Here is a 21,952-nt window from a genome sequence, read left to right as displayed (position 1 = left end):
CTAATTATTTAAATAAAATCATATAAGCAATTTGGAATACTAACATAAATAAAGCAATAAATAATTGATTTTTGATTACGCCATACTTGTCTTTCATTTCTAACATAGCGACTGGAACAATATTAAAGTTTGCAGCCATCGGTGTCAAGAGCGTTCCACAAAAACCACAAGTTAAAGCAACCATTCCAATCAGCGCTGGATTTGCTCCTTGACTAAAGACAAACGGTGCACCAATCCCAACAGTCATGACTGTAATTGCTGCGAAGGCATTCCCCATAATTACTGTGAAGACAACCATTCCCACTGCATAGATAATAATCCCAATATTCACGTTTCCTTCAGGAACAATTGTACCAACAGCATTTGAAATCACCGTTCCTACTCCTGCACTGGTAAACACAGCGCCCAATGAAGCAAGTAGCATTGGTAACATACTCAACGGACCAACTGTTCCTAACATATCAGCTGCGTCGTCTAAGAACGTTGTAGGCTGATTGTCGCGGGAAAAGAACATCAAAATCGCCATCGCTGCAAAGACACCAACTCCAACTCCAACTAAAGCACCTAATTTGGTGAATAAGGCAAACAAAATTGCAAATACCCCAATACTTAACGCTGGAATAAAAATCTTCATGCCTAGTTTGCTTGACATTTTTTCCATATATTCTTTTGAAGGCAAACGACTATCACCCTTGCTCACCCTTTTTGCAATTGCTGGAATCGTCATAGCAAAAATCAAGATACCACTTACTAGTGGTGGCAACCATCGGCCGGCTGCAATCACCACACCTAACGTTGCCCAAAAAAAGGCTGAGCCATAACGATGTGGATTCGTTTTATCAAGTAGATTTCGTAGCCCTGTATAAACTAAGACTAGACCCATGATGATATATAAAATTTCAAGTAATTTATCACTTAATAAAATATCAGGATTCGTAAAAAAATTCATCTTATTGCTCCTTTTCTTGAGAATAATATTTCTTTGCTAATTTCTTTTCTTTTAAATAGAAATAAATACTAGAAACAACTAATGCAGTCAGTGCCACTGGTACTTCAACCAGCGCTAACTGTCCTAAGGTCACTTCATAACCTAAGTCTTTCAATGTTGACTGTACTAGCAAGGCGCCCGCACCACCGATAAATAAAACTTGTCCAAAGAACCAACAAATATTTTCCATAGCAGATGCCATTCCTTTAAGCTCTTCCTCATGTTCTGGATGAACTTTCAGTCCTTTTGATTCAACTGTGCCTAATGCCATTGGTAAAATAATTGGACGAACAAATCCTGCAACGCCCCCAAAGCTCACATTAAACGCAGCAAAAATCATCCGGAAAACTCCATAGATATCGATAATCATGCCAGCTGAAACTTTTTTGAATCGTTGAATCAAAGTCGCAGCAGACTCTTTCAATCCATTTCTTTCTAACGTTCCTGTTGCTAACATGATAATAATAAAGATAGCCATGCCTCGATTATTTACAAAGCTGGTACCCAATAACTCAAGCATGCCATTAATCCCTAGCCCACCTGTTAAAGCAGTTACGACTAAAGCAACCATCACAATCAAAATTGAATCTAATTTTAGTGCAAAACCAATAATAACAATTAAAACGCCTAAAAGGCTTAGATAATTCTCCATTTGTTTTCCTCCCCCAAATGACAAGATATTTTTTAATTATAAAACAAATTTGAATGAAAATATAGTTGAAATCGAATGAAAAGACATCAATGTGCGAAAATTCTGTCAATTAATCGACAAAATAAAAAAACACTGTAATCAGTCACCCAGCGATTACAGTATTTTTTACGACAGCGTTAACGTACAAAATAGAAGATAACATAAATGATCCAGAGGTGAATAGGATAAAAAAGATAGAAGAAATATTTGTTCCACTTGCTATTAGTCCCACCTAATTGACCATTGTATAATGCAATTAATGGAATAACTGTCACCATCATAAACTCGTTATCAAAAGTTAAATAATCATAGAAACTTTGATTCACTGGCGTCTGCATGTAACTAGAAATAGCTAGGGCAAGTAAAATCATGGTATAAACAAAAATCCCAATTAACAATTTGTTTCTTTGTCCCTCTTCTTTGAAAACAAACATCAGCAACATCATTGGAATCAGATAGATGCCTCCTTCTGATGCTGCTGTAAGCACCAATAAAATCAAAAATGTCAGGATCAACATAATTTTTTGTCCCACACTACTTTGTTTCATCGTAGCTAGCACCCACATCATACAAAATAAAAGAAATAGCGTAAGAAAAATATTGTGCGGGCCTAAAAATAAAAAGTAATCAGGCTGATGTGTCAAAGGATTGATATAGGCTCCCGTCAGCAACTGGTAAACCACATTACCGATTGCCGTAACGAATGCAGCCAACCCCAAACGCTTTGCATATTTTGCTCGACTTCGCGTGTGTCTAAATCCTTCTACTAATAAAAAAACAAATAAAGGTGCAACAAATCTCCCTAACCATGCTACCCATGAAGGAAAACCTAGCTGTGACCCAAAATAACTATTCACATGATCCACAACCATAAAAGCAATCGCTAACCACTTTAATTGAAAACTATTTATTCCTTTAAAATTCACTCTTAAACCCTCAACTTTTTCATTATTTAATAACATTTCTTTAGTATACTAATTCGCAAGAAACAAAACCATTTTAAGAGCAACTATTCCTCTTACAATTTTGTTGGATAGTGTTTTTTTATCTTTAGAAATGCCAACCTATTTAAAATGTGCTATACTGACTCTATTAATCGAATACAAAGCTGCCACCGGGTAGCATATGAGGATAATCATTCCGTTAGGTCTTTGAAGGAATGGTTCTCCTCTTTTTTGTGTTCAAAATTTTAGAAAGGAGCATTTGGCTATGGCATGGTTAGAATTAATTGTAGCAGGAGTTCTAGAAGTATTTTGGTCAACAATGATGAAATGGAGTGATGGCTTTTCAAAAGTTAATTATTCGATTTATACGATTATTGGTATGATTGCCAGTTTCTATTTTTTATCAAAAGCGATCAAACACTTACCAATGAGTTTATCTTACCCTATCTGGACAGGGATTGGTGCCCTAGGTTCCGTTATCATTGGAGTTGTCTTATTCCATGACAAACTGAATACAGCAACTTGGCTTTTTGTCGGGCTTTTGTTGATTAGCATCGTTGGTATCAAAATGACAAGTGGCCATTAAACAAGAATGAAAAATGAATTGGGTCGATTTGCGTATGTTACGTCAAAAAATAGCTGTCATTTTCACTGATTTGGATTACGCTGTTAATAGATGTACGAGCAAATCGGCTTTTTTAAAAAGAAAACAGAACAACTATTAAAAAATATTATCAACTAAAAGGAGAGCACCAGCTTATGAATAAACAATTTTTTACTGGATCTAAGATTTCTTATGAAACAGACTTATTTCAGAAACATTTTAGTGCGTATTCCAATTACCTATATGACCAGAATTTTATTTGGTTAAAAAAAGAACCTTCTATTGATGAATTAGCTGCTATTGAAGAGAACTTTATGGAAAACTGGATGAACGATGCACCTATGTTTAAATTTAACTTCCCCCCTTCTGATTCTTTTTTAGCTCATTTAGAGACGCAAGGATTCTCTACAGAAAAAATGTTGATTTTTACTATTCCAAGTAATCAGTTAGCCTCAACAAGCTTCCCCAAATTTGAGATTTCAAAGGTACATACAGCTACACTCACTGAATTTTTAAATAGCAAATTTACGCAAGACCTTATCTACGGTGAAGAATTTGCAAAAATCAATCAACACTTTCTCCTAACTTTATTTAAAGAGGACATCTTAGATCTATTTATTGCTTCAACAAATCAAGCGGTGATTGGCTTTGCGACGGTCATTAAGCATCCAACAAATATTGAAATTTATGATATTTATACTGCGCCAGACTTTAGAAATCAAACAGTTGCTAAATCATTACAACAATATGTAGCGAATTTTTGTCAAGATACGACTATCGTTGTTGTTGCTGACTATTCCGATACACCAAAAGAAATGTACAAAAAGCTTGGCTATAAAATTAGTGGCTTATTTTATCAAGCACAAAAATGAACCATTGTTCCTTCTAGTTGACCTTGATAGGCTGTTGGTGCCAATTTATTATAAATAGGGACCTTGATATACATAAAAAGATAGCTTCAATTTCCGAAGGTTTGGAAATTAAAGCTATCTTTTTTACTAATAACTATTTTATTTACTTTAAAGAACTTGCAATCAACTACACATGCAGTTTTCCTGTTCCAAATAGGATTAAAGCTACGACTCCTACTAAAGTGACCAAAATCAATAAGAAGCGATCGATTTTCACATGATCGACTGGCTGTTCCTGCTCTTTTCTAGCTTGCAGATAGAAGTAAATACCTGGCAAGAAAAGAACCAAGACAAGCATTACTTCGTTAAAGGCAACCACAAACATTGCCCAAACTTGGAAGGCACTGGCTAACAGGCCAATCAAAAACTGTCCCCATTCACGACGTTGATAGGATAATTTCATTTGATACAATCCGAGAAATAACCACGTAAAGAAAATCGCTGCCGTTCCCAAAGTATACGCAAAGTTATACGCACTGTCTGTAAATAAAAGTGATAACAAGAACACATTTGTACACAACGTTGTTAAAATAATCGCGAAGGTTGGTGCGCCTTGTGCATTCACCTTACTCCAACTTTTTGGTAACAAACCATCTTGTGCCATATTGCGCATCGTTTCTACTGGTAAAATCGTCCATGAAAGCCACACACCAAATAACGAAATAATCAAACCTCCGTTAATTACTACTGCGCCCCATTTACCAACCATTTTTTCAAATACATACCCCATAGCCGGTTGTGTCTGAATCGATTGAAGTTCTTTCATTGGCATCGTTCCATACGGAAGCATAGAAACTAACACGTAAATCAAAATCAAGCCAAGAATCCCTAAAATCGTTGCTTTTCCAACATCTGATTTTTTCTTTGCACGCGAACCAACAACTGATGCACCTTCAATTCCAACAAATACCCAGAGCATCACCATAATACAACTTAAAATTTGACTCGAAAATGGAACAACTTGTCCATTGGCTGTTAAAATAATATCACTTGAAAAGTTTGCAATAAATTGTTGAATCGAGAATGTGCTGATTGCTACCACAATGAATAAAAAAAGTGGTACTAATTTACAAATCGTCACGATTGCATTCACAATACTTGCATTTTCTACTCCGCGATTGACTAACCAAGCATATCCCCAAAGTAAAAGAGTACTCATTATCACAGAAGGAATATTTTGACCACCAGCAAACACTGGGAAAAAATACCCCAATGCACTCATCAGCAACGTTGCAAAAGCAACATTTCCTAACCAACAAGTCAGCCAATAGCCCCAACCACTGATAAATCCTGCAAATCGACCAAATCCCGCTTCAGCATAACTAAAGATTCCGCCCTCTAAATCCGGACGTTTTTTGTTTAAATTGTTAATAGACAAAGATAACATCAACATTGCCGAGCCGACAAGTAACCAACTAAAGAGCGCTGCACCTCCTGCTGAACCAGAGATGTCTGTCATGATACCGAAAACGCCACCTCCAATAGCTGAACCAATGACCATGGCTGCTAGTGGAATTAGCCCAATCCCTTTTTTCTGTCGCTCTATCTCATTCATGCAAGTATCCTCCAAATAAAAAACCGCTTTTATCAAATTATAACAAACCACTGTTGCTTTTACCCTTTTCACTAAAACTCTCACAAAATTATTATTTTATACATTTTTTTCTAATTATTCACAAAACACCATATAAACATTCGCCTTTTTCCTTCTGTCGTTTCCTTAAAAACATGCTATACTAAACAGACGAATAGGAGGAACTCAAATGAACATTTTATATATATCAATCTCTGGTAACACGCGTGCTTTTGCTCATCATCTGATGGAATACGCCCAAGAACAGCATCAAGCAGATAACACTTTACCTGAAATCACGCTAAAAGAAATCCATGAAAATAGTGATTTTGAACAAGAAACTGAACCCTTCTTCACATTTGTTCCGACTTATTTGGAAGGTGGCAACGGAATTGATAATGGTGATACTGAAATTCTGACTGAAACCATGCGTGAATATCTGGATTTTCAAAATAATTATCAATTTTGTTTAGGTGTTGTTGGTAGTGGCAATAAAAATTTCAACAACCAGTATTGCTTAACTGCTAAACAATATGCGCAACAATTTGGTTTTCCTTTCTTAGCTGATTATGAATTACGTGGTACGCCAACTGATGTGGCACAAATTTATCAAACATTGACTCAAGTGTTTAACGACAATCAATAAACAAAAACATTGGTTAATATAAAAATCTTAACCAATTAACGATAAAAATGAATCGGGGCCTGGGACAAAACCAGTAAATGGCCTACCAAAATCAAAAACACGTTGAGCTTGGGACATAAGTCCTAAGAACCATCAAACAGACGACCGAAAATCGTAAAAAGGATTTTCAGCCGTCTGTTTTTGAAATTATTGGAAGAATCTTCCTTGATTGTGGGCATGTTCAATCTATATTTTCTTAAATTTACTGCCATTAACGCAAAGCCAATTTCATTGTTTGTCTGCTGTTTTCCTCGAACAGAGAACCGAGTAAAACCTAAACAAGCCTTCAAATGTCCGAAAGCTGGTTCAACGTCAATTTTTCGTTGACGATAGATTTTACCAGTTTTTTCTTCTGAAAGTAGCTGTTGAATCTTTGCTTTAAAGTATTCCCAGTTCATGTTCTTTTTAATCTTACGCTTCTTGTCACTCTTTGCTTTTTACACTGGCTTTGAAGAAGACAATTCGAACAGTCTTCACATTCATACTGTTTTAACTATCGTTTAAAGTCATCTTTATCTGTACGAATAGAGTAATTGCGAAACCTCCTTTTTCATCCATTAGGACAAAGAAACGTATCATCTAATTCTTGATACGACCAGTTTGCAGGAAGAAATGGGTCTTGTTTGAATTTTTTCTTTTGTTCTTTATGATACATCAAATAGGTAATGAGTGGTGTCCGCCCATGGGCTTCTAAAATGGCTTGATAGTTTTCTTCTCCTCCGTAACCGGCATCTGCGACAATGTAGGTTGGTAGTTCAAAGAAACGCTCTTTTAAAGTAGTTAAAAAAGGACGCAGTGTTCGTGTATCTGTTGGATTTGAGAAAAGCTCATAGCCTAAAATATACTGACTGTTTGTGGCGATTTGAAGATTGTAGCCAGCTTTCAACTGACCATTTTTCATGTGATCCTCCTTCATGCGCGTAAACGTAGCATCTAGGTCGGTTCTAGAATAACTATTTCGGTTTCCTAGAATTTGTCTATGTCTTTGATAGGCAAGTTTTCTTTGAAATCATGAAATAGTTTTCTGATTTTTTTGGGGATTTTTCGTTTCGAACGCAACTGTTTTCGAGTCACGCCATCTTCTTGTTCGATTTTTTCTGTCAATTTATCGACAACAGGAGTAAGGTGTTCCTCAATCTGACTTAATCAGTTGAATTCCTTTGTGGACTCGCGCTCAATTTCAGGAATAACTTGATTTTTTACCAATTCATCATAAAGAAAAGCTGATTTTTCAGTAAGCCTTTTCTCAAAGTTATCAATTGATTTTCTCCAAACAAAGGTGTATTTATCGGCAGTGGCTTCAATCTTTGTCCCATCGATAAAAATGACTTTTTCATCAATCAGTTGTTCCTTGACCAATTGGCTACGGAACTGAACGAAGTACGCTCGAAGGAGTGTGTTCACCAAAGGATTCACACGGAACCGATTAATTGTTCGATAACTAGGCTGATAACTTTGCGTAAGCCGCATCATGCGAATACTGTCTTTCGTCAATGCTTCAATCTTTCGACCAGAAAACACGGATTGTGCGTAGGCACATAAAATCATCTTCATCATCATTTTTTGATGATAGGAAGACGGCCCCATTTGAGGATGAAAAGGAATGAAACGCTCTTCAGGAATACTTTCAATTAACTCATCAATAGCGAACGCAATATCATTTTTTTCTAACTGAAAACTAAAATCTAGAGGAGGAACGACTTGATTTGTGGTATAATTTTAAACATAAGAACGCCTCGCTTTTTTATTTGTTTAGTCACTTTTATTTTAGCAATGGTGTTTTTATTTTAATACAAATAATCCAGATGCCAATCAGTTTGACTGGCATCTGGATTTTTGTTAGAACTTACGTCCCAAGCTCTTTTTGTTATACGTAGAAGCGAGATAACTCAACCTATGTATTATTCTCTTTGTAGTTCTTTTGGAATAGATAAAATATACTTGATGTAATTCCAAAGCTAAATGCTAAAAAGTATACTTCTCTAATTAAAGCTACGATCATCAATATAACGAAAAGATATTGAAGACGTTTTACTCTTGCTTTCGTATTTCTTTTAGATTCCATAGAAATAATCATCGAATCCTACCGCAGCTGGAACTCCTGCAGCAGCAGCGATTCCTGCTCTCCACCACCATCTATTTGATTTATAGCTTGCAGCTGATAGGCCAAAGCGTTTATGCGCCTCGCTTGCTGCCCAGTGACCAGCTGCATAACCAACTCCTACAATTGCAATTAATTCTAACACATCATCAAGTCCGAATATACGGGCATTATGGTTACGGTTTAATAAATTGTCAATTTGTTTTAATTGATCTGCGGTTGGTGTAAAATTTTGTGTTTTATCAATAGAATTCAACTCCTTTTCTGTGAGACCAAATTGTTCTTTTAAATCTGAACTGGTTGACGCTGGTACTGTCTGTTCGTCTATGCTGTGATTTTCTGCAGCGAAAGTTGTCAATGGTGTTAGGCTGGTGCTTAGTGTTAAAATAGTGGTTAAAACAATGCTCGTTTTTAAAAAAATTGATTTTTTCATCTGTATCGCTCCTTATGCGTTTTTTATAAAGTAATTGGGATTACTCAATAAGTATTGCGTAATATCGGGAAATAATCTGTCAAAATCACTTTGCAAACCTTTGAAATTTAATATTGGAGGGCAATTTATGGAAGAAAAACTGAGGAATTTAAGGAAAGCAGCCGGCTATACGCAAGAAGGACTAGCTACCAAAATTAATGTCTCGAGACAAACCATTTCTAATTGGGAAAGAGGTTACTCTATTCCAGATACAGAAAACTTAAAGATAATTAGTAAATTCTATGAAGTTCCAATTAGTTATTTTATAGATGATTCCGTTGAGATGCTTCAATCTACTCCGGAAGAGAACGGTGCCATAAACAATCAAAATTTTTATTTTCTATTGTTGGTAGCAATTGCTTCTTTCTTTACTCCATTAGCAGCATTTATTTTGATATATTTAACTTTGGAGTTTAAAAAGAGGCTAAAATTGAAAATATATCACAGTTTTTTATATTTAGGAGTATTCCTTTCTGTTTTAAATATATTGGTTATTCTTGCAGTTGGGGTTGATTTGATTTTTTTTTAGTTTTTTCTTTACCGTACTTGTTATAATGTGAAAGCAGATATGCTGATAAAGTATTATGGATATCAAACAAAAATAATCTGGTTAAATTCCTAAATTATGTTCCTGTTATTGACAACAATGGTCTTCGCGGAAATCCTCATGAGGGGTTTGTTGGAGAAATTCAGGGCGGCGACTTAGTATTGGGAGTAGGTGTTGAGCCTGTAGTTGATGTAGCTAATCATGCAAGTGTTATTAAAAGGTATTCTACCCAGCTTTCAGCTGGCTATTGAGAAATGCTTGCCGAGCGATCCAAAATAGAAGATCAAATTTTAGAATATCAGAAGCTTATGGATATCATCAAGCAAGCGATCCGAGAAATAGAATCAGAAAAGGAGATTGAAAAATGAAAGTTGGAGTAATAGCAGCGTTGTTACTACTCTATGGATTAATCTAAAGTAAGCGTAACCTATCATAATATTTTTCAGATTATAGTAGATTCTATTATTCCATCCCAAAATCCAAGCCAACCTTCTTCGGCTTTAAATAAAGCTAAAATACCAGCGACTACGACTACTAACACTAATATCCCCCAACTAAAATATTTATTTTTCATTATTTCGTTTCTCCTTAACTACATTCTATATCGTGTAAACATTCACGAGCTAGTTGCCGTTGATTAACCAGGATAATTCTTTATCAAAGATACTTCGAATCTTACTCAGTTATTTATGTAAATTTATCAGTAATGTATATATCTTTTTCATATAACCAAAACTGGATCTCATTGAATATTTTTTTCTAGAGTACCAATAACGTACTGAATCTAAACGACGTCAGGCACAAGGAATAAAAATTGCCAAAGCGAATAGTGTCTACAAGGGACGTCCAAAACTTTATAGCGCAGACACAAAAAATCCTCAACGACGTTTAGTTTATGAAAACATCGTTAAGGATTTAAATGAGGGTATCGCTATTTCAAAGATTGCGAAAAATTACAATGTTACTAGACAGACAGTTTATCGAATAAAACAGGATATTGTAATTTAATAGTTATCTATACCACACTGAATTTTTAACTTGATTTTTATTAAAAATAATAAAAAAACTATCAATATGAATTAAGTTAAATCAAATTTCCGCTCAAAAGCAGAAATGTAATCTTTAAAAATTATATCTTCTTTTTCAACATTCTTTTTGGAAATACCCGTAAGTATTCTAACATCTAAAGCTAAAAGACTACTATTCGTTTCAAGAATGCCCACCGATTCATCATAAAAAACATATATTCGCTCGTCTTTCAATAATGGATCTGTGACACTTTGAATAAAGTATGGATGTTGATAATATTTTTTACTCCTTTCATTGTTAATCACAAACAGCAACTTTACTGAAGGCTCATTCGATTCATCAAAATATATCGAATTTACTATATTTTCTTCTAATAACTTAATCCGTTTTTGCGAAAGAAAGTCAATTTTTTTTCTTCTACGTCAACAATTTTTTTCAAAATATCACTTGTTTTTTCTCGCTTGTCAGTATATATAAATGCATCTTGGTACTTTTTCAGTAACTCGGAAAAATTTCTCAAAGCTTTCTCCTCTCACTAATTAATAACTACAGTTCCATTATTAATTATACCTGATCTCCATCCATAACTAAGGTAATAAGCTTGTAAGTTTGTTGCAGAAACTTTGGCTTTCGTTTCTCCAGTAGGAATGGACATGATTCCTACATAGCAAGTTCCCACTGGACTAGCAGTTGTTTCCCTACTATAGTTATTTATATTTAGATATGTTACTGGACTAATCAAATTCAAATTCGTCGCTTTTATATTATTCGCACGCCAAGTACCGATTGAATCTGTTCCAGCCCAAGAAATATATAATTGGCAAGTTGTGCCACTCATACGAATAATGTTGGCTCCAACAACCGTTGTTCCTCTTAATGATCGATCATCGTTTTGAGACTCTAAAATACCTGTTTCTACAGTCCTACTATTTTGTTTAGTTATATTTTCCAATGTTTTTTCTATAGGAACATCAGAGGGTAAATCTTCTTTATTTAATATTGTTGTATCTAACGTAAGAAATTCTTGAACATCTGCTTTTGCTATCATTGTAGGATAAAACAATAAGACCAATGTACCTATCATTAGTAACAAATACCAAAGCCACACATTTTTATAGCGATTACTTTCGTTAAGTGAGTTATTCATCATTAAGATCTTCTTTTTATTTATTTGTAATATATGTATTTACACATATAAATTATCATAATAAGTTTTGTGTACATTTATGTTCATAAAAAGTTATTTTATAAACATAAGTGCATTACTTTGCTAACAACTATTCTCCTTTTAATACCTAGGTCAAAAGACCGCCCCGCAATTCGTTTAAATCTCAGATTAAGTTAAAGGGAAACAGAGTATACCCTATTGAACTTTTTTATCTGCATTATTTTTTTAAGTTCCATATAATTTATTGATCACAAATTTTAATCGATCTAGAGCATAAGTGTAATTTAAAAGTAATTCGCTGAGTTTTTTTGTACTATGCTTTTTTAATGGTATAATTTTTTTGGCAACTTGCCCCTGATTGGGGGTGTTTTTCGTGAAAGAGCTTATCTCATTGGTTATCGCACCAATTTTTGTTGGACTGGTCATCGAACTAGTTTCTCACTGGTTAGACGAGAAAGACGATAACTAAAGCAAGTTGTCTCTAACCCACATGTTCGGAGTCGCAACGAACATAAAGAAAGCCAACCCTACTCGCAATAGGGTTGGCTTTTGTGCTATTCGTGTATAGCTTATCTCATTTCGCAATCACATTATAGCATCAATAATTTAAATGCTCAACTTAAATGTCCTCGTACAATTAATAATCTACACTAAATTTGTCTTTTGATTATCCAAGCATACTCTGTTGGACTTAGATTTTCATTTTAATTCTGTTGGCCAAATATATTTTTTATTTCTAATATTGAGGGCGGAACTTCTTGCCTAATATCATGATAGTCAACAATAATTTGCGTCATATCAAAGAGATATCCATTTATAATAGTAAGCCCTGTATCTTTATCTGACGGTTTTGTTATCTCTATGCTATTTTTAGTCACATCCATATTTCCAAGAACACTTAATCCGTATGAAGAAGCAGGATATTTAGCATAAATTACAACATAAACTTGTAATTCGCTGAGATTTTCAAACAATGATTTGATACTTTTTTGATCACCTGACTCATTCTACCAATTTCGCCTTTTTCCGAGGGAAATATTATTTGTGTAACAAGAATTTATTTGTGCCTCAATATAATCCTTGTATGTAGACAAATCATCATAGTAGGAATTATTACTATTTCGTAGACTGTCATCAATTTCCTTCAAAGCTAACTGTTTTTCTTCAGAATCCATCAATTCCAAATTATTATTTAGTATTTTTATGTTCTGGTGTTTTTGCCAATAAAAACAAGCCCTAGCTTTATTTACGGTATTTTTTTCAAGTATATATTTTAGATACATATATAACTCTATAAAAGATCGAAAAATCATACCAATATCATCGCTTTTTTTATTTTCATATAGAAAACTAATTGTTTCAGCTTTAGTAACTAGGTCAAAATATAAAGTTCTTATCACTAAATCCTGATTCTCTACTTCTTTTTTTCTTTGGGAATAGTGTTCATTACAATTTTCGTTATTTCTCTGTAAATCGGTAGCATTTCTGGTTTCAATTCCATAAGTAATCCTCTTTTCTTTTTTAATCAATTCATTTTTTATTTTTTTCATAAAGCACATATTTCAAGATATTTTCCTCACGCTCCTGGACATGGACAGCAATCGGATGATAGTTCTCGTGAAGCCAAGGCGTACCAAAATTATTCACATCATCATTCAAATCAAGACCAGCAACAACGTAGTCGGTCTTCTTTTCTTCTACATATTTATTTTGTTGATCCATACTTTCTTGATAAACTTCGTAAGGGATATTGACATTCATAAAATACTTGACGCTCGGAACAATATTGGGGATTACAGAAAATCCATAATCAACAAAGCGATAGTTTAGCAGAGTCACATCTTCCTTGCCTTTTAAGTATTTAGCAAATTCTAACTGCGCTGGTACTTTTGCATTTGGATTTGTATTTGCAGCATTTTTTATTTGAATGCTTGGTCGATTAGTAAAAAAGCGCATATCTCTAAAAGTATCATTTGAAATAACCATCAATAGGATTGCAAAAATAATGCCCCCTGGTATTAAAAATTTACTTACTTCAGGCCGTTGCAATTTATATCGAATTACTAAATTTTTCAACAATAAACAAAAACCCAAAAATCCTACTAATAATATGGTTAAGTCCAACAAGAGATAATAGTTCAATGGAATTCCACCATAAAAAACAAAAAAGTTAGTGCATAAAAACATAAACAGCCACAACACTTTAAAACGAGTTTGCTTAAAGATTGCCTTTGTAAATAAAAGGTAGACAGACCCAATCATCAAGACAGCTAAACTAATTTTGTTTGGCCACATCAAAGTAAAAAATATCTTTAATGTATTAAAAAAGCGGCTAACTATATTTACATTATTTCCCTGGTCAACTAATTGTGGATACAACACCATATTGAATTTGAAATAAACAAAATACATTTCATGTAACGCATGGTTGACTAAAAAATAGATGATAATTGGAATGCTGACTAACAAAAATCCCAGCAAGCTACAAATCACTGCTTTAAGTAACTGCTGATAATCTTTCCTTACTAGATAATAGATTCCAAAAAAGAGAAAAAAGGCAATCCACGGACTGATCATAGTATATTTTATCCAAAATACACATCCCATCAGTAAGCCTTGAATGAAATATTGCTTCCCTTTTATTCTTTCATCCGTATTAGAGATAGATATGATTAAATATAAAAGCCCTAGCACAAAAGGAAAAGCAAACTCTTCTGCACTATCTCCTGCACGAAAATAATCCTTATTTAGCAAGATTATTGGTGATAAACAAGTAACTGCAAAGGCTATTTTCTCTGAGAAATAATAATTACAAATTTTAAACAATAAAATCATCGAAATGGCAAACGAAATACTTTCTAATAGATAAACACCGAAAAAAGAAGTTGTACTCAACTTGTAAGCCATCGTATGAATGAAATATAAGAGTATCCCTTTTTGTTCAAATAGATCTTTATACGGCACTTGCCCATGAGCGATTCCTTTACCGACTGAGAAAAAAGCATTGGCATCTACCCAGTCATTTATGAAGTAGAGCGGAGAAGATTTGGAAAATATCAGCATGATTAAAAAACTGAATACAGTCAGAAATACAGAGTATTTTCTTTCCCATAATTTATGATTCTCGATTTTGAATAGTATTGTCATTATTCCCCTTTCATAGCCCGCTACCTTTCTTGATTCATAGAAAAAAAAGGAGTTTTTTTACTCCTCGTAATGCAGGTAAAGGATCTATTTTTTTCTTATTCTTGCACTTCTAAAAAAACCTTCCGTATCATTTTTAATTATATCTCAAAAACTTTGTGCTATTTAAAACAATCTAAAAAAATTTATTTTTGAGCATAATTGTGAATACGCCATGACTTGTCCATTTTATACAAAAAATGCAATGGTTATCTAAAAATAAGGATACGGATAGCTTTCAATCAATTTTAGCTTTAATAGTCCAGAATTTTGTCATGTTTACAGCGACATGATTGCATTAGGAAAAATTGATAATCGCGAGTCAACTGATAAAGAAATTCCAGAAGCAATTAAAAAATTCCTTTATTGGGGAATTGCTATTTCAAAAAATGAAAAACACGTTGCCAAAATCTTTCTTAAGATTTTGGCAACGTGTTTTTGGTTAGCTATTTTAAGCGAGTGGGAATCTAAGTTCTTCTTTTTGTTGTATTTCTTGATATTCCAGCCTAACTCATTTTTACTCCTTGATGTCCTCTAATCAGGAATCGAGTGAAGCCTAAATGACTCAAAAATTTAAGAAGTAATTCCTGGTAATTTATTCTTATTTATTGGAGCTGAGTATTTCTTTCACAACTTTATATACGGTGTTCCCAAAGCAACTACTTCGGCAATAAGTCCTCTTTTCTTAAAATATGGAAAACTATTTTTAGAAAAACATTTTTTATTACTTGAAGCTGATTGCTTTGCGCCACAACCTTTTTTACACAGTTTTCACATCCATCACAGCCGTCTTAGCCTTCATTTCGCCTGTTTTTTCCAAAACAAAATTTTCTACATGATCCATATTAGTTAAAAGAACCATCATTGACGTTTCTTTTCCAGCAGCCTTGATTGCATCAAGATCTGCATTTGCTACCAATGTATCAGTCGTAACTTTTTGTCCCTCTGTCACCTTCACGTCAAAGGGCGCACCGCCAAGATCAACAGTATTAATCCCCATATGAAGTAATACTTCGATACCATTTTGTGTCGTGATACCAATTGCATGTTTTGTTGGAAAGACAGATTGAACTGTACCAGCAACTGGAGAATAAATTTGTCCGTTTGTTGGTTCAACGAAAAATCCTTCACCCATCATTTTTTGCGCAAATACAGGATCACTTGCTTCTTCTAATGACATTACTGTTCCATCAGCAACAGCTGTTAAGACAACTTCATTGGTTGTTGCTACATTGTCACTTGTTTCGTCTGCTAACGCTTCTTTTTCTAATTGTTCTTTCGGAATTCCGAAGAAGAATGTTGCCACAAATCCACCTGCGTAAGCTGCAAGTAAACCTAGAACATAGCCCCACCATTTACCATCTGAAATTAATGGAATCAATGCCGCACCTGAAGGACCAATAGCAATCGCACCAACATTACCAATCATTCCGATCACTGCCCCACCGATACCACCACCAATACATGCGGTGATAAATGGACGGCCAAGAGGTAATGTCACACCATAAATCAATGGTTCACCAATTCCTAAAATACCAACTGGTAAAGCGCCCTTAATCATTTCTGTCAATTCTTTATCTTTTTTGCAACGAATCCATAAAGCTAGCGCTGCACCAACTTGCCCTGCACCTGCCATCGCAAGAATCGGAAGCAATAGTGTGCGACCTGTTTCATCAATCATTTGAACATGAATAGGTGTCAAAATTTGGTGCAATCCAAACATAACCATTGGCAAAAATAATGTTCCTAAAACAAACCCTGCAAATGCTCCGCCGACATTTAGCACCCAATCGATTCCGCCAACCATGCCGTCTGAAATAAAGCCAGCTAATGGCATAATCAAGAAGATTTCCACTAAACCAATTGCAATTAGAGATAACGTTGGTGTCACGATAATATCAATTGAATCCGGTATCACTTTGTGCAATTTCTTTTCTACTATTGAAAGTAACCAAACAGCAAAGATTACGCCAAGAATCCCACCTTGACCAGCTGCCAAAGCTTCACCAGTAAATAAATTTTTCAATGGTGCTTCTGGATTCATTCCCGTTAGCATCACAACGGCACCAATTACCCCACCAAGAGTTGGTGTAGCACCGAAAACTTGTGCTGCGTTAATCCCTGTATAGATAACTAAGTAACTGAACATTCCGTTTTTCAGGATATTCATTACATCGATATATTGTTGCCAAGTTGCTGCATCAAGATTTCCTGCTGTGACTAAGTTAGCTAATACAGCGGCAATCCCCGCAACAATCCCTGTACCAACAAAAGCTGGAATCATCGGAACAAAGATATTAGAAATATCTTTTAAGATTGATTTGATTTTTGATGGTTTTTGTTTTGATTTTTGAGCTGCTTTCATTGCTTGTGCTCGTTCATTTACCAAATCCTTACCAGAATTGGCTGAGTGTTCTGCTGTCCCATGTTCCGGTAATTTTTCGCCTAGTTTTACACCCGCAAGATCAACCATTTGCTGTGCAACTTTGTTTACTTTCCCCGGGCCGATAATCACTTGTAGTTGTTCATCTTCAACAACACCCAGGACACCTGGAATCGCTTTTAATTTTTCTGTGTCAACTAGTTCGTCATTTTTGATTTTCATTCGTACGCGTGTCATGCAGTGGACAATGCTCTCAACATTGTCCATCCCACCAGCTTCTTCATAAATGCGTTTTGCTAATTCTTCTAAAGTCAATTCATTTTTAGCCATCAGTCGCTCCCCCTTATAAGGTTCCTTTTACAAAACCATTTGCTTCAACCAATTTATCCTGTGCAGTTTCTTTATCACTATTTGTTAAAATCATAACAATTGCTAATTTCACATTTTGCTCTGCTTCATTAAAGTATCGCTCAGCTGTTTCATAGTCAACCTCTGTTGCTTGCATGATGATTCGTTTTGAACGTTCCACTAATTTTTCGTTGGTTGGTTTAACATCGACCATCAAATTATTAAAGACCTTTCCAATACCAATCATGCTGATTGTTGAAATCATATTCAAAATCAATTTTTGAGCTGTACCAGACTTCAGGCGAGTTGAACCAGTCAAAAATTCTGGGCCTGCATCAACTTCGATTGGGAAATCAGCATGTTTACTGATTTCAGCATTTTTATTGCAAGAAATCGTTGCGGTCACTGCACCAATTGAGCGAGCATAATCTAAGCCACCAATAACATATGGTGTACGTCCGCTTGCGGCAATTCCGATGACCATGTCATTTTTTGTTAAATTTAAATGAATCAAGTCTTCTTCTCCGAGCTCGAATGAATCTTCCGCACCTTCAACAGCTACAGTCATTGCTGCCTCGCCACCTGCGATTAAGCCAATCACCATTTCTGGCTCAACGCCAAATGTTGGTACACACTCTGCTGCATCTAATACGCCCAAACGACCACTTGTGCCTGCGCCCATGTAAATCAAACGTCCACCTTTTTTAAATGAGTCAATCGTGTGCGCAATTACCGGTTCAATACTTCCTAGTTCTTTTGCAACTGCCTCTGCGACTTTTTGGTCTTCACGATTCATCAGCTCAACAGCTTGTGTTACACTCATCTCGTCTAGTCCAAATGTTTCTTGATTTCTACGTTCCGTTGTTAAGTTATCTAAATTAATTTTGCTCATCTTTTCTTCCCTCTTTACGAATTAGTTGATAGTTGACGCCTGCATGAATTTGGTGAATCAATGGTAAGTCTTCTGTAACCACTTGAGCCACGACATTCACTTTTTCATCAGCTGGTAAATTTCTTTTGGTTAATTGAATCTCACCCATATAACGAAGATAGTTTTCATTGTCGATCGTAATGCTCCCGACCGTTCGTTCAATCGTTTGCTTAGGTGAAATTTGTGGAATTTTTTTAAATCGTGCATCAGCACTTCGAATGACATCTCTCGCCTCATCTTGGCGATTGACATGCGTGCCTAAGACTAATTCAATCAATTCCTCATCAAGTACTTCTACTTGTAATGAAATCATTCGGTTATTTTGATAGGTTGCGAATTGTTGCTGTACTCTTTCTGACAAACCTGCATCACCAATGTAAATCAAATCAGTTTTACACTCGGCTAACTCTAGCGCTGCTGCTAATGGATGGACACCACGATGTTTTTCTAAAGTAGGTAACCCTTGATATAATGGGCCTCTTAAATCAGCGTCACCAGCAACAAATCCTTGAATTGTAAAGCCCTGATCCGCTAACCACTGATTTTTTTCTTGATACCATGACTTGGCTAAGCCAGTTTCTGGACGTGGATAGTAATTGTGCCACGCTTCAAGATTAGAAAAATCCGCTTGATATTTTTTCAACTCACTAATATCTTCCGATGTAATCGTGCTAGCATTTAAACTAATTTTCAGCTGATGTGACCAAACAGCAATCTGTTTGTTAGACAATTCATAGTCCATTCGTAAGCCCGTCACGCCGATTTCTTTTAGTGGCGTTAAATCGGTCAACGAAAACCCAGCTCGTTTCAACGCATCTCCTGAAATATCAACCATTAATTCGAGCTGATTTTTTTTTGCTTCTTCGCCCAGTTCTCTTAGTCGTCCTTGATAAGCACTGACATCATCTTCTGGAATATGCATCGAAGTAAAGATGCCAATAAAACCACTAGTTGCCATTTTATGAATATACGCTTTTTTTTGTGGAGTTAATGGCTCATTCATGAATATTGAAAACCCAAACATGTTCATCCCTCGCTTTATGTATCCGTCTTCATTTCTATGAACAGAGTATAACGCTTAAGAAATGAAATTTCAACACATTTATAAAAATAATTAAATTTTATTTCTTAGATAGATAAAAAAATAGCGTGACTCTGACCTGGTCACGCCATTTTCAATCATTTAGTTATAAGATAATAGTTCAGTATTTTCTACAAAAAAATCAAAAAAGGTTTCGTTTGGCATTGGCGTAAAATACGCATTGATTGCCCGAATCAACGCATTGTGGCAGACCAACAAATAAGTATTTTCTTCATCTGCTAGACATTCCTGTAAAACTGGCACAACACGCGCATACATGTCAAAGAGTGACTCACCTTCTGGAAATCGTACCCCAAATTCTAAACGTGCTTCTTGAAATATCGTTTCATGGCTAGGCATGCCATCATATGCACCAAAATCCATTTCCATCAAACGTGGGTCAGCCGTCAACGGTAACTCCACTTTATCTGCAACAGCTTGTGCAGTATCTTTTGCTCGTTGTAATGGCGAATGAATAATTTTAGTTACTGGTACCTCGAGTGTCGCAACTTTTTCTGCTAATGCGACTGCTTGCTGTCTACCTTTCTCAGTTAAAGGAACATCTGCTCGTCCGCAAACAAGACCTTGAACATTCCAAGTAGTTTCTCCGTGCCTAGTTACATATAACATGTCATAAAACTCCCTTTGCTCTTCATCTTTGATTTTTATAAACTACCTACAACATACCAAAAGCTTTCATCAACGTCCACCTTTCAAGAAAGCAAGAACTAGTTGACTGGCGTTAAAGTAATCACTTGATTTGCGACTTTCTTCAAGAAAGTTTGATCATGTTCAACAAAAAGCATCGCTGGCTTGACCGTAAGCAATAGTTGTTCTAATTGCTTTTGATTGAATACATCCAAATAATTCAATGGTTCATCCCAAATATATAATTCAGCAGGTTGTGCTAATGATTTAGCTAGCTCAACTTTTTTTCGTTGTCCCATACTCATTTGTTCAATTTTATTATGAAAAACTTCACGTTCCATTCCCAGTTTCCGCAAATTGTTCAAGAAAGCTTGATAGTCTACTTGATTTTTTTCAGCAAAATCACTAAGCGTTCCACGATTGTCTTCATAATTTTGGCGAACATAACTAATTCGGAGATTCTGAGGATAGCCCACTTTTCCTTCGGCTATTCCTTGAAATTGGTTTAGCAAGTAGTAAATTACTGAAGATTTTCCAGCACCATTTTGACCAGCTAATGCAACTCGTTCTCCTTGCTCAACCGTAAAATTAATTTTTTCAAACAATGGTGACTCATAGCTCAATTGCAACTCTTCTACACTCAACAAGCGTTTATGATAAGAAGGCTGATAATTCATTGTCAACGCATCAATATATTCAATATCCTTTAACAATTTTTCTTTCTCCCCAATCTGGGTTTCCATTCGATTAACAATGGCCTTGGAGCGTTTCATCGTTCGAGCAGCGTCTGCACCAATTGCTCCGAGGTTTTTTCGGCGATCTTCAGTATCAACAAATCCGACACGTTTCTTCGTTTTATCGCCTTCACGCGAACGAGACCATTCTGCTTTTTCTGCAGCTGTTTTCTTCAACCGACTAACTTCTTTTTTGATTTTTTCATTCTGCGCTAGTTCAAATTCATCACGAAGACGTTTTTGTTCTTCATAAACAGTAAAGTTTCCTTGATAGAGTTCTAACTGTGTTTTTTCAATTGCTAATACATGATCCACCACTTCATCGATAAACGCCCGATCGTGGCTAACTACAATAAATCCTTGTTGTTTCTTCTTCAAGTATTTTGCTACTTGTTGCCGACCAGCTAAGTCTAAATGATTGGTTGGCTCATCAATCAAAGGAAAATGGGCTTCGTCCACAAATAACAATGCCAATAAAACTTTTGTTTTTTCGCCACCAGAAAGAGTATCAAACGGACGCCATAAGATCTCCGGATTTGTTTCCATCAAGTTCAACTCGCGTTCAATTTCCCAAATCTCAAAATCAGTTACATCATTCAAGACATAATAAGTCAAGCGACTGGTGTCTTGTGTTTTTTGCGGAAAATAGACAAATTCTTGTTGATGGACGATTTGTCCTTGATAAGGTAATTGGTTTTGTAAAATCGTTAAGAGTGTTGTTTTACCACGACCATTTCGGCCAATCAATCCCAGTTTCCATTGTGTATCAAAGTTTAAGTTTGCTTCATTAAAAATAGTTGTTTCTTGGTTATCATAACCAAAAGTCAGTTGTTTTATTTCGATTTTAGACATCAATAATTCACCTCGTAAAAAAAGACCAGTCCTATTTTCAGAACTGGTCACAAAGGTACGGGCGCAAAAAAAGACCCCT

At 35.3% G+C, this 21,952-nt stretch carries 21 protein-coding genes and 2 pseudogenes; 6 read left to right on the top strand and 17 right to left on the bottom strand.

Features of this window, described 5'->3' with window-relative positions; genetic code table 11:
• Positions 1–4: 4 nt before the first annotated feature.
• The 3 genes from AB3I20_RS11645 to AB3I20_RS11635 form a co-directional block, all read right to left on the bottom strand.
• Positions 5–949, bottom strand: coding sequence for a DUF979 domain-containing protein (locus AB3I20_RS11645; RefSeq protein WP_067485154.1), 945 nt, complete (start codon positions 947–949; stop codon positions 5–7).
• Between the two features lies 1 nt (position 950).
• Positions 951–1,640, bottom strand: a complete 690-nt coding sequence (locus tag AB3I20_RS11640) for a DUF969 domain-containing protein (RefSeq protein ID WP_067485156.1) — start codon at positions 1,638–1,640, stop codon at positions 951–953.
• Between the two features lie 176 nt (positions 1,641–1,816).
• Positions 1,817–2,605: a TraX family protein gene (locus tag AB3I20_RS11635; protein WP_176694895.1), complete on the bottom strand. Its 789-nt coding sequence runs from the start codon at positions 2,603–2,605 to the stop codon at positions 1,817–1,819.
• A gap of 283 nt (positions 2,606–2,888) precedes the next feature.
• Here AB3I20_RS11635 and AB3I20_RS11630 point away from each other — a divergent pair, with 283 nt between their 5' ends.
• Positions 2,889–3,209 (top strand): multidrug efflux SMR transporter, encoded by a 321-nt coding sequence (locus AB3I20_RS11630; protein WP_067485163.1) that lies wholly within the window; start codon positions 2,889–2,891, stop codon positions 3,207–3,209.
• 173 nt (positions 3,210–3,382) lie between these two features.
• Positions 3,383–4,099, top strand: coding sequence for a GNAT family N-acetyltransferase (locus AB3I20_RS11625; protein ID WP_368027394.1), 717 nt, complete (start codon positions 3,383–3,385; stop codon positions 4,097–4,099).
• A 166-nt stretch (positions 4,100–4,265) separates the two neighbouring features.
• On the opposite strand, the gene AB3I20_RS11620 is transcribed toward AB3I20_RS11625, so the two are convergent.
• Positions 4,266–5,693, bottom strand: coding sequence for a basic amino acid/polyamine antiporter (locus AB3I20_RS11620; protein WP_067485169.1), 1,428 nt, complete (start codon positions 5,691–5,693; stop codon positions 4,266–4,268).
• 208 nt (positions 5,694–5,901) lie between these two features.
• Here AB3I20_RS11620 and nrdI point away from each other — a divergent pair, with 208 nt between their 5' ends.
• Positions 5,902–6,357: a class Ib ribonucleoside-diphosphate reductase assembly flavoprotein NrdI gene (nrdI, locus tag AB3I20_RS11615; RefSeq protein ID WP_071868803.1), complete on the top strand. Its 456-nt coding sequence runs from the start codon at positions 5,902–5,904 to the stop codon at positions 6,355–6,357.
• A 227-nt stretch (positions 6,358–6,584) separates the two neighbouring features.
• Here nrdI and AB3I20_RS11610 read toward each other — a convergent pair.
• Positions 6,585–8,103, bottom strand: a pseudogene (locus tag AB3I20_RS11610) (IS1182 family transposase); the annotation flags it as partial.
• Between the two features lie 347 nt (positions 8,104–8,450).
• Entirely contained in the window at positions 8,451–8,930 is a 480-nt protein-coding gene (locus tag AB3I20_RS11605; protein ID WP_095803432.1) for a hypothetical protein, read from the bottom strand.
• 127 nt (positions 8,931–9,057) lie between these two features.
• Here AB3I20_RS11605 and AB3I20_RS11600 point away from each other — a divergent pair, with 127 nt between their 5' ends.
• Positions 9,058–9,498, top strand: coding sequence for a helix-turn-helix domain-containing protein (locus tag AB3I20_RS11600; protein ID WP_095803431.1), 441 nt, complete (start codon positions 9,058–9,060; stop codon positions 9,496–9,498).
• Between the two features lie 460 nt (positions 9,499–9,958).
• On the opposite strand, the gene AB3I20_RS11595 is transcribed toward AB3I20_RS11600, so the two are convergent.
• A complete protein-coding gene (locus tag AB3I20_RS11595; RefSeq protein WP_256869209.1) occupies positions 9,959–10,090 on the bottom strand; it encodes a hypothetical protein in 132 nt (43 codons plus the stop codon).
• Positions 10,091–10,290: 200 nt separating this feature from the next.
• Between AB3I20_RS11595 and AB3I20_RS11590 the strand changes: the two are divergent.
• A pseudogene (locus AB3I20_RS11590) lies at positions 10,291–10,524 on the top strand (helix-turn-helix domain-containing protein); the annotation flags it as partial.
• Positions 10,525–10,595: 71 nt separating this feature from the next.
• On the opposite strand, the gene AB3I20_RS11585 reads toward AB3I20_RS11590, so the two are convergent.
• Both AB3I20_RS11585 and AB3I20_RS11580 read right to left on the bottom strand, forming a co-directional pair.
• Positions 10,596–10,850, bottom strand: a complete 255-nt coding sequence (locus tag AB3I20_RS11585; RefSeq protein ID WP_244897469.1) for a hypothetical protein — start codon at positions 10,848–10,850, stop codon at positions 10,596–10,598.
• A gap of 230 nt (positions 10,851–11,080) precedes the next feature.
• Positions 11,081–11,692, bottom strand: a complete 612-nt coding sequence (locus AB3I20_RS11580; RefSeq protein ID WP_140444175.1) for a hypothetical protein — start codon at positions 11,690–11,692, stop codon at positions 11,081–11,083.
• 394 nt (positions 11,693–12,086) lie between these two features.
• On the opposite strand from AB3I20_RS11580, the gene AB3I20_RS11575 reads away from it, so the two are divergent.
• Positions 12,087–12,182, top strand: a complete 96-nt coding sequence (locus tag AB3I20_RS11575) for a type I toxin-antitoxin system Fst family toxin (protein WP_140444174.1) — start codon at positions 12,087–12,089, stop codon at positions 12,180–12,182.
• A 235-nt stretch (positions 12,183–12,417) separates the two neighbouring features.
• On the opposite strand, the gene AB3I20_RS11570 is transcribed toward AB3I20_RS11575, so the two are convergent.
• From AB3I20_RS11570 to AB3I20_RS11535, 8 genes are all read right to left on the bottom strand, one after another.
• Positions 12,418–12,687: a hypothetical protein gene (locus AB3I20_RS11570; RefSeq protein WP_244897468.1), complete on the bottom strand. Its 270-nt coding sequence runs from the start codon at positions 12,685–12,687 to the stop codon at positions 12,418–12,420.
• 33 nt (positions 12,688–12,720) lie between these two features.
• Positions 12,721–13,263, bottom strand: coding sequence for a DUF5677 domain-containing protein (locus AB3I20_RS11565; protein WP_244897467.1), 543 nt, complete (start codon positions 13,261–13,263; stop codon positions 12,721–12,723).
• The gene (locus tag AB3I20_RS11560) at positions 13,244–14,860 is read right to left on the bottom strand and encodes a glycosyltransferase family 39 protein (protein WP_368027393.1); all 1,617 of its coding nucleotides are present in this window, start codon (positions 14,858–14,860) and stop codon (positions 13,244–13,246) included. The genes AB3I20_RS11565 and AB3I20_RS11560 overlap by 20 nt, the downstream gene beginning before the upstream one ends.
• 796 nt (positions 14,861–15,656) lie before the next feature.
• The gene (locus AB3I20_RS11555; protein WP_067485201.1) at positions 15,657–17,609 is read right to left on the bottom strand and encodes a glucose PTS transporter subunit IIA; all 1,953 of its coding nucleotides are present in this window, start codon (positions 17,607–17,609) and stop codon (positions 15,657–15,659) included.
• Positions 17,610–17,622: 13 nt separating this feature from the next.
• On the bottom strand, positions 17,623–18,519 hold the full coding sequence (murQ, locus tag AB3I20_RS11550) for an N-acetylmuramic acid 6-phosphate etherase (RefSeq protein WP_067485204.1): 897 nt from the start codon (positions 18,517–18,519) through the stop codon (positions 17,623–17,625).
• Positions 18,506–19,582: a DUF871 domain-containing protein gene (locus AB3I20_RS11545; protein ID WP_270346321.1), complete on the bottom strand. Its 1,077-nt coding sequence runs from the start codon at positions 19,580–19,582 to the stop codon at positions 18,506–18,508. The genes murQ and AB3I20_RS11545 overlap by 14 nt, the downstream gene beginning before the upstream one ends.
• A gap of 159 nt (positions 19,583–19,741) precedes the next feature.
• Positions 19,742–20,269 (bottom strand): histidine phosphatase family protein, encoded by a 528-nt coding sequence (locus AB3I20_RS11540; protein WP_067485209.1) that lies wholly within the window; start codon positions 20,267–20,269, stop codon positions 19,742–19,744.
• 98 nt (positions 20,270–20,367) lie between these two features.
• Positions 20,368–21,873 (bottom strand): Lsa family ABC-F type ribosomal protection protein, encoded by a 1,506-nt coding sequence (locus tag AB3I20_RS11535; protein WP_285701603.1) that lies wholly within the window; start codon positions 21,871–21,873, stop codon positions 20,368–20,370.
• Positions 21,874–21,952 lie beyond the last annotated feature (79 nt).

Origin of the sequence: Enterococcus sp. C50, assembly GCF_040887505.1 — a bacterium.
In the GTDB taxonomy this organism is placed as follows: domain Bacteria; phylum Bacillota; class Bacilli; order Lactobacillales; family Enterococcaceae; genus Enterococcus_B; species Enterococcus_B thailandicus.
This window is presented reverse-complemented; position numbering and strand designations above follow the sequence as displayed.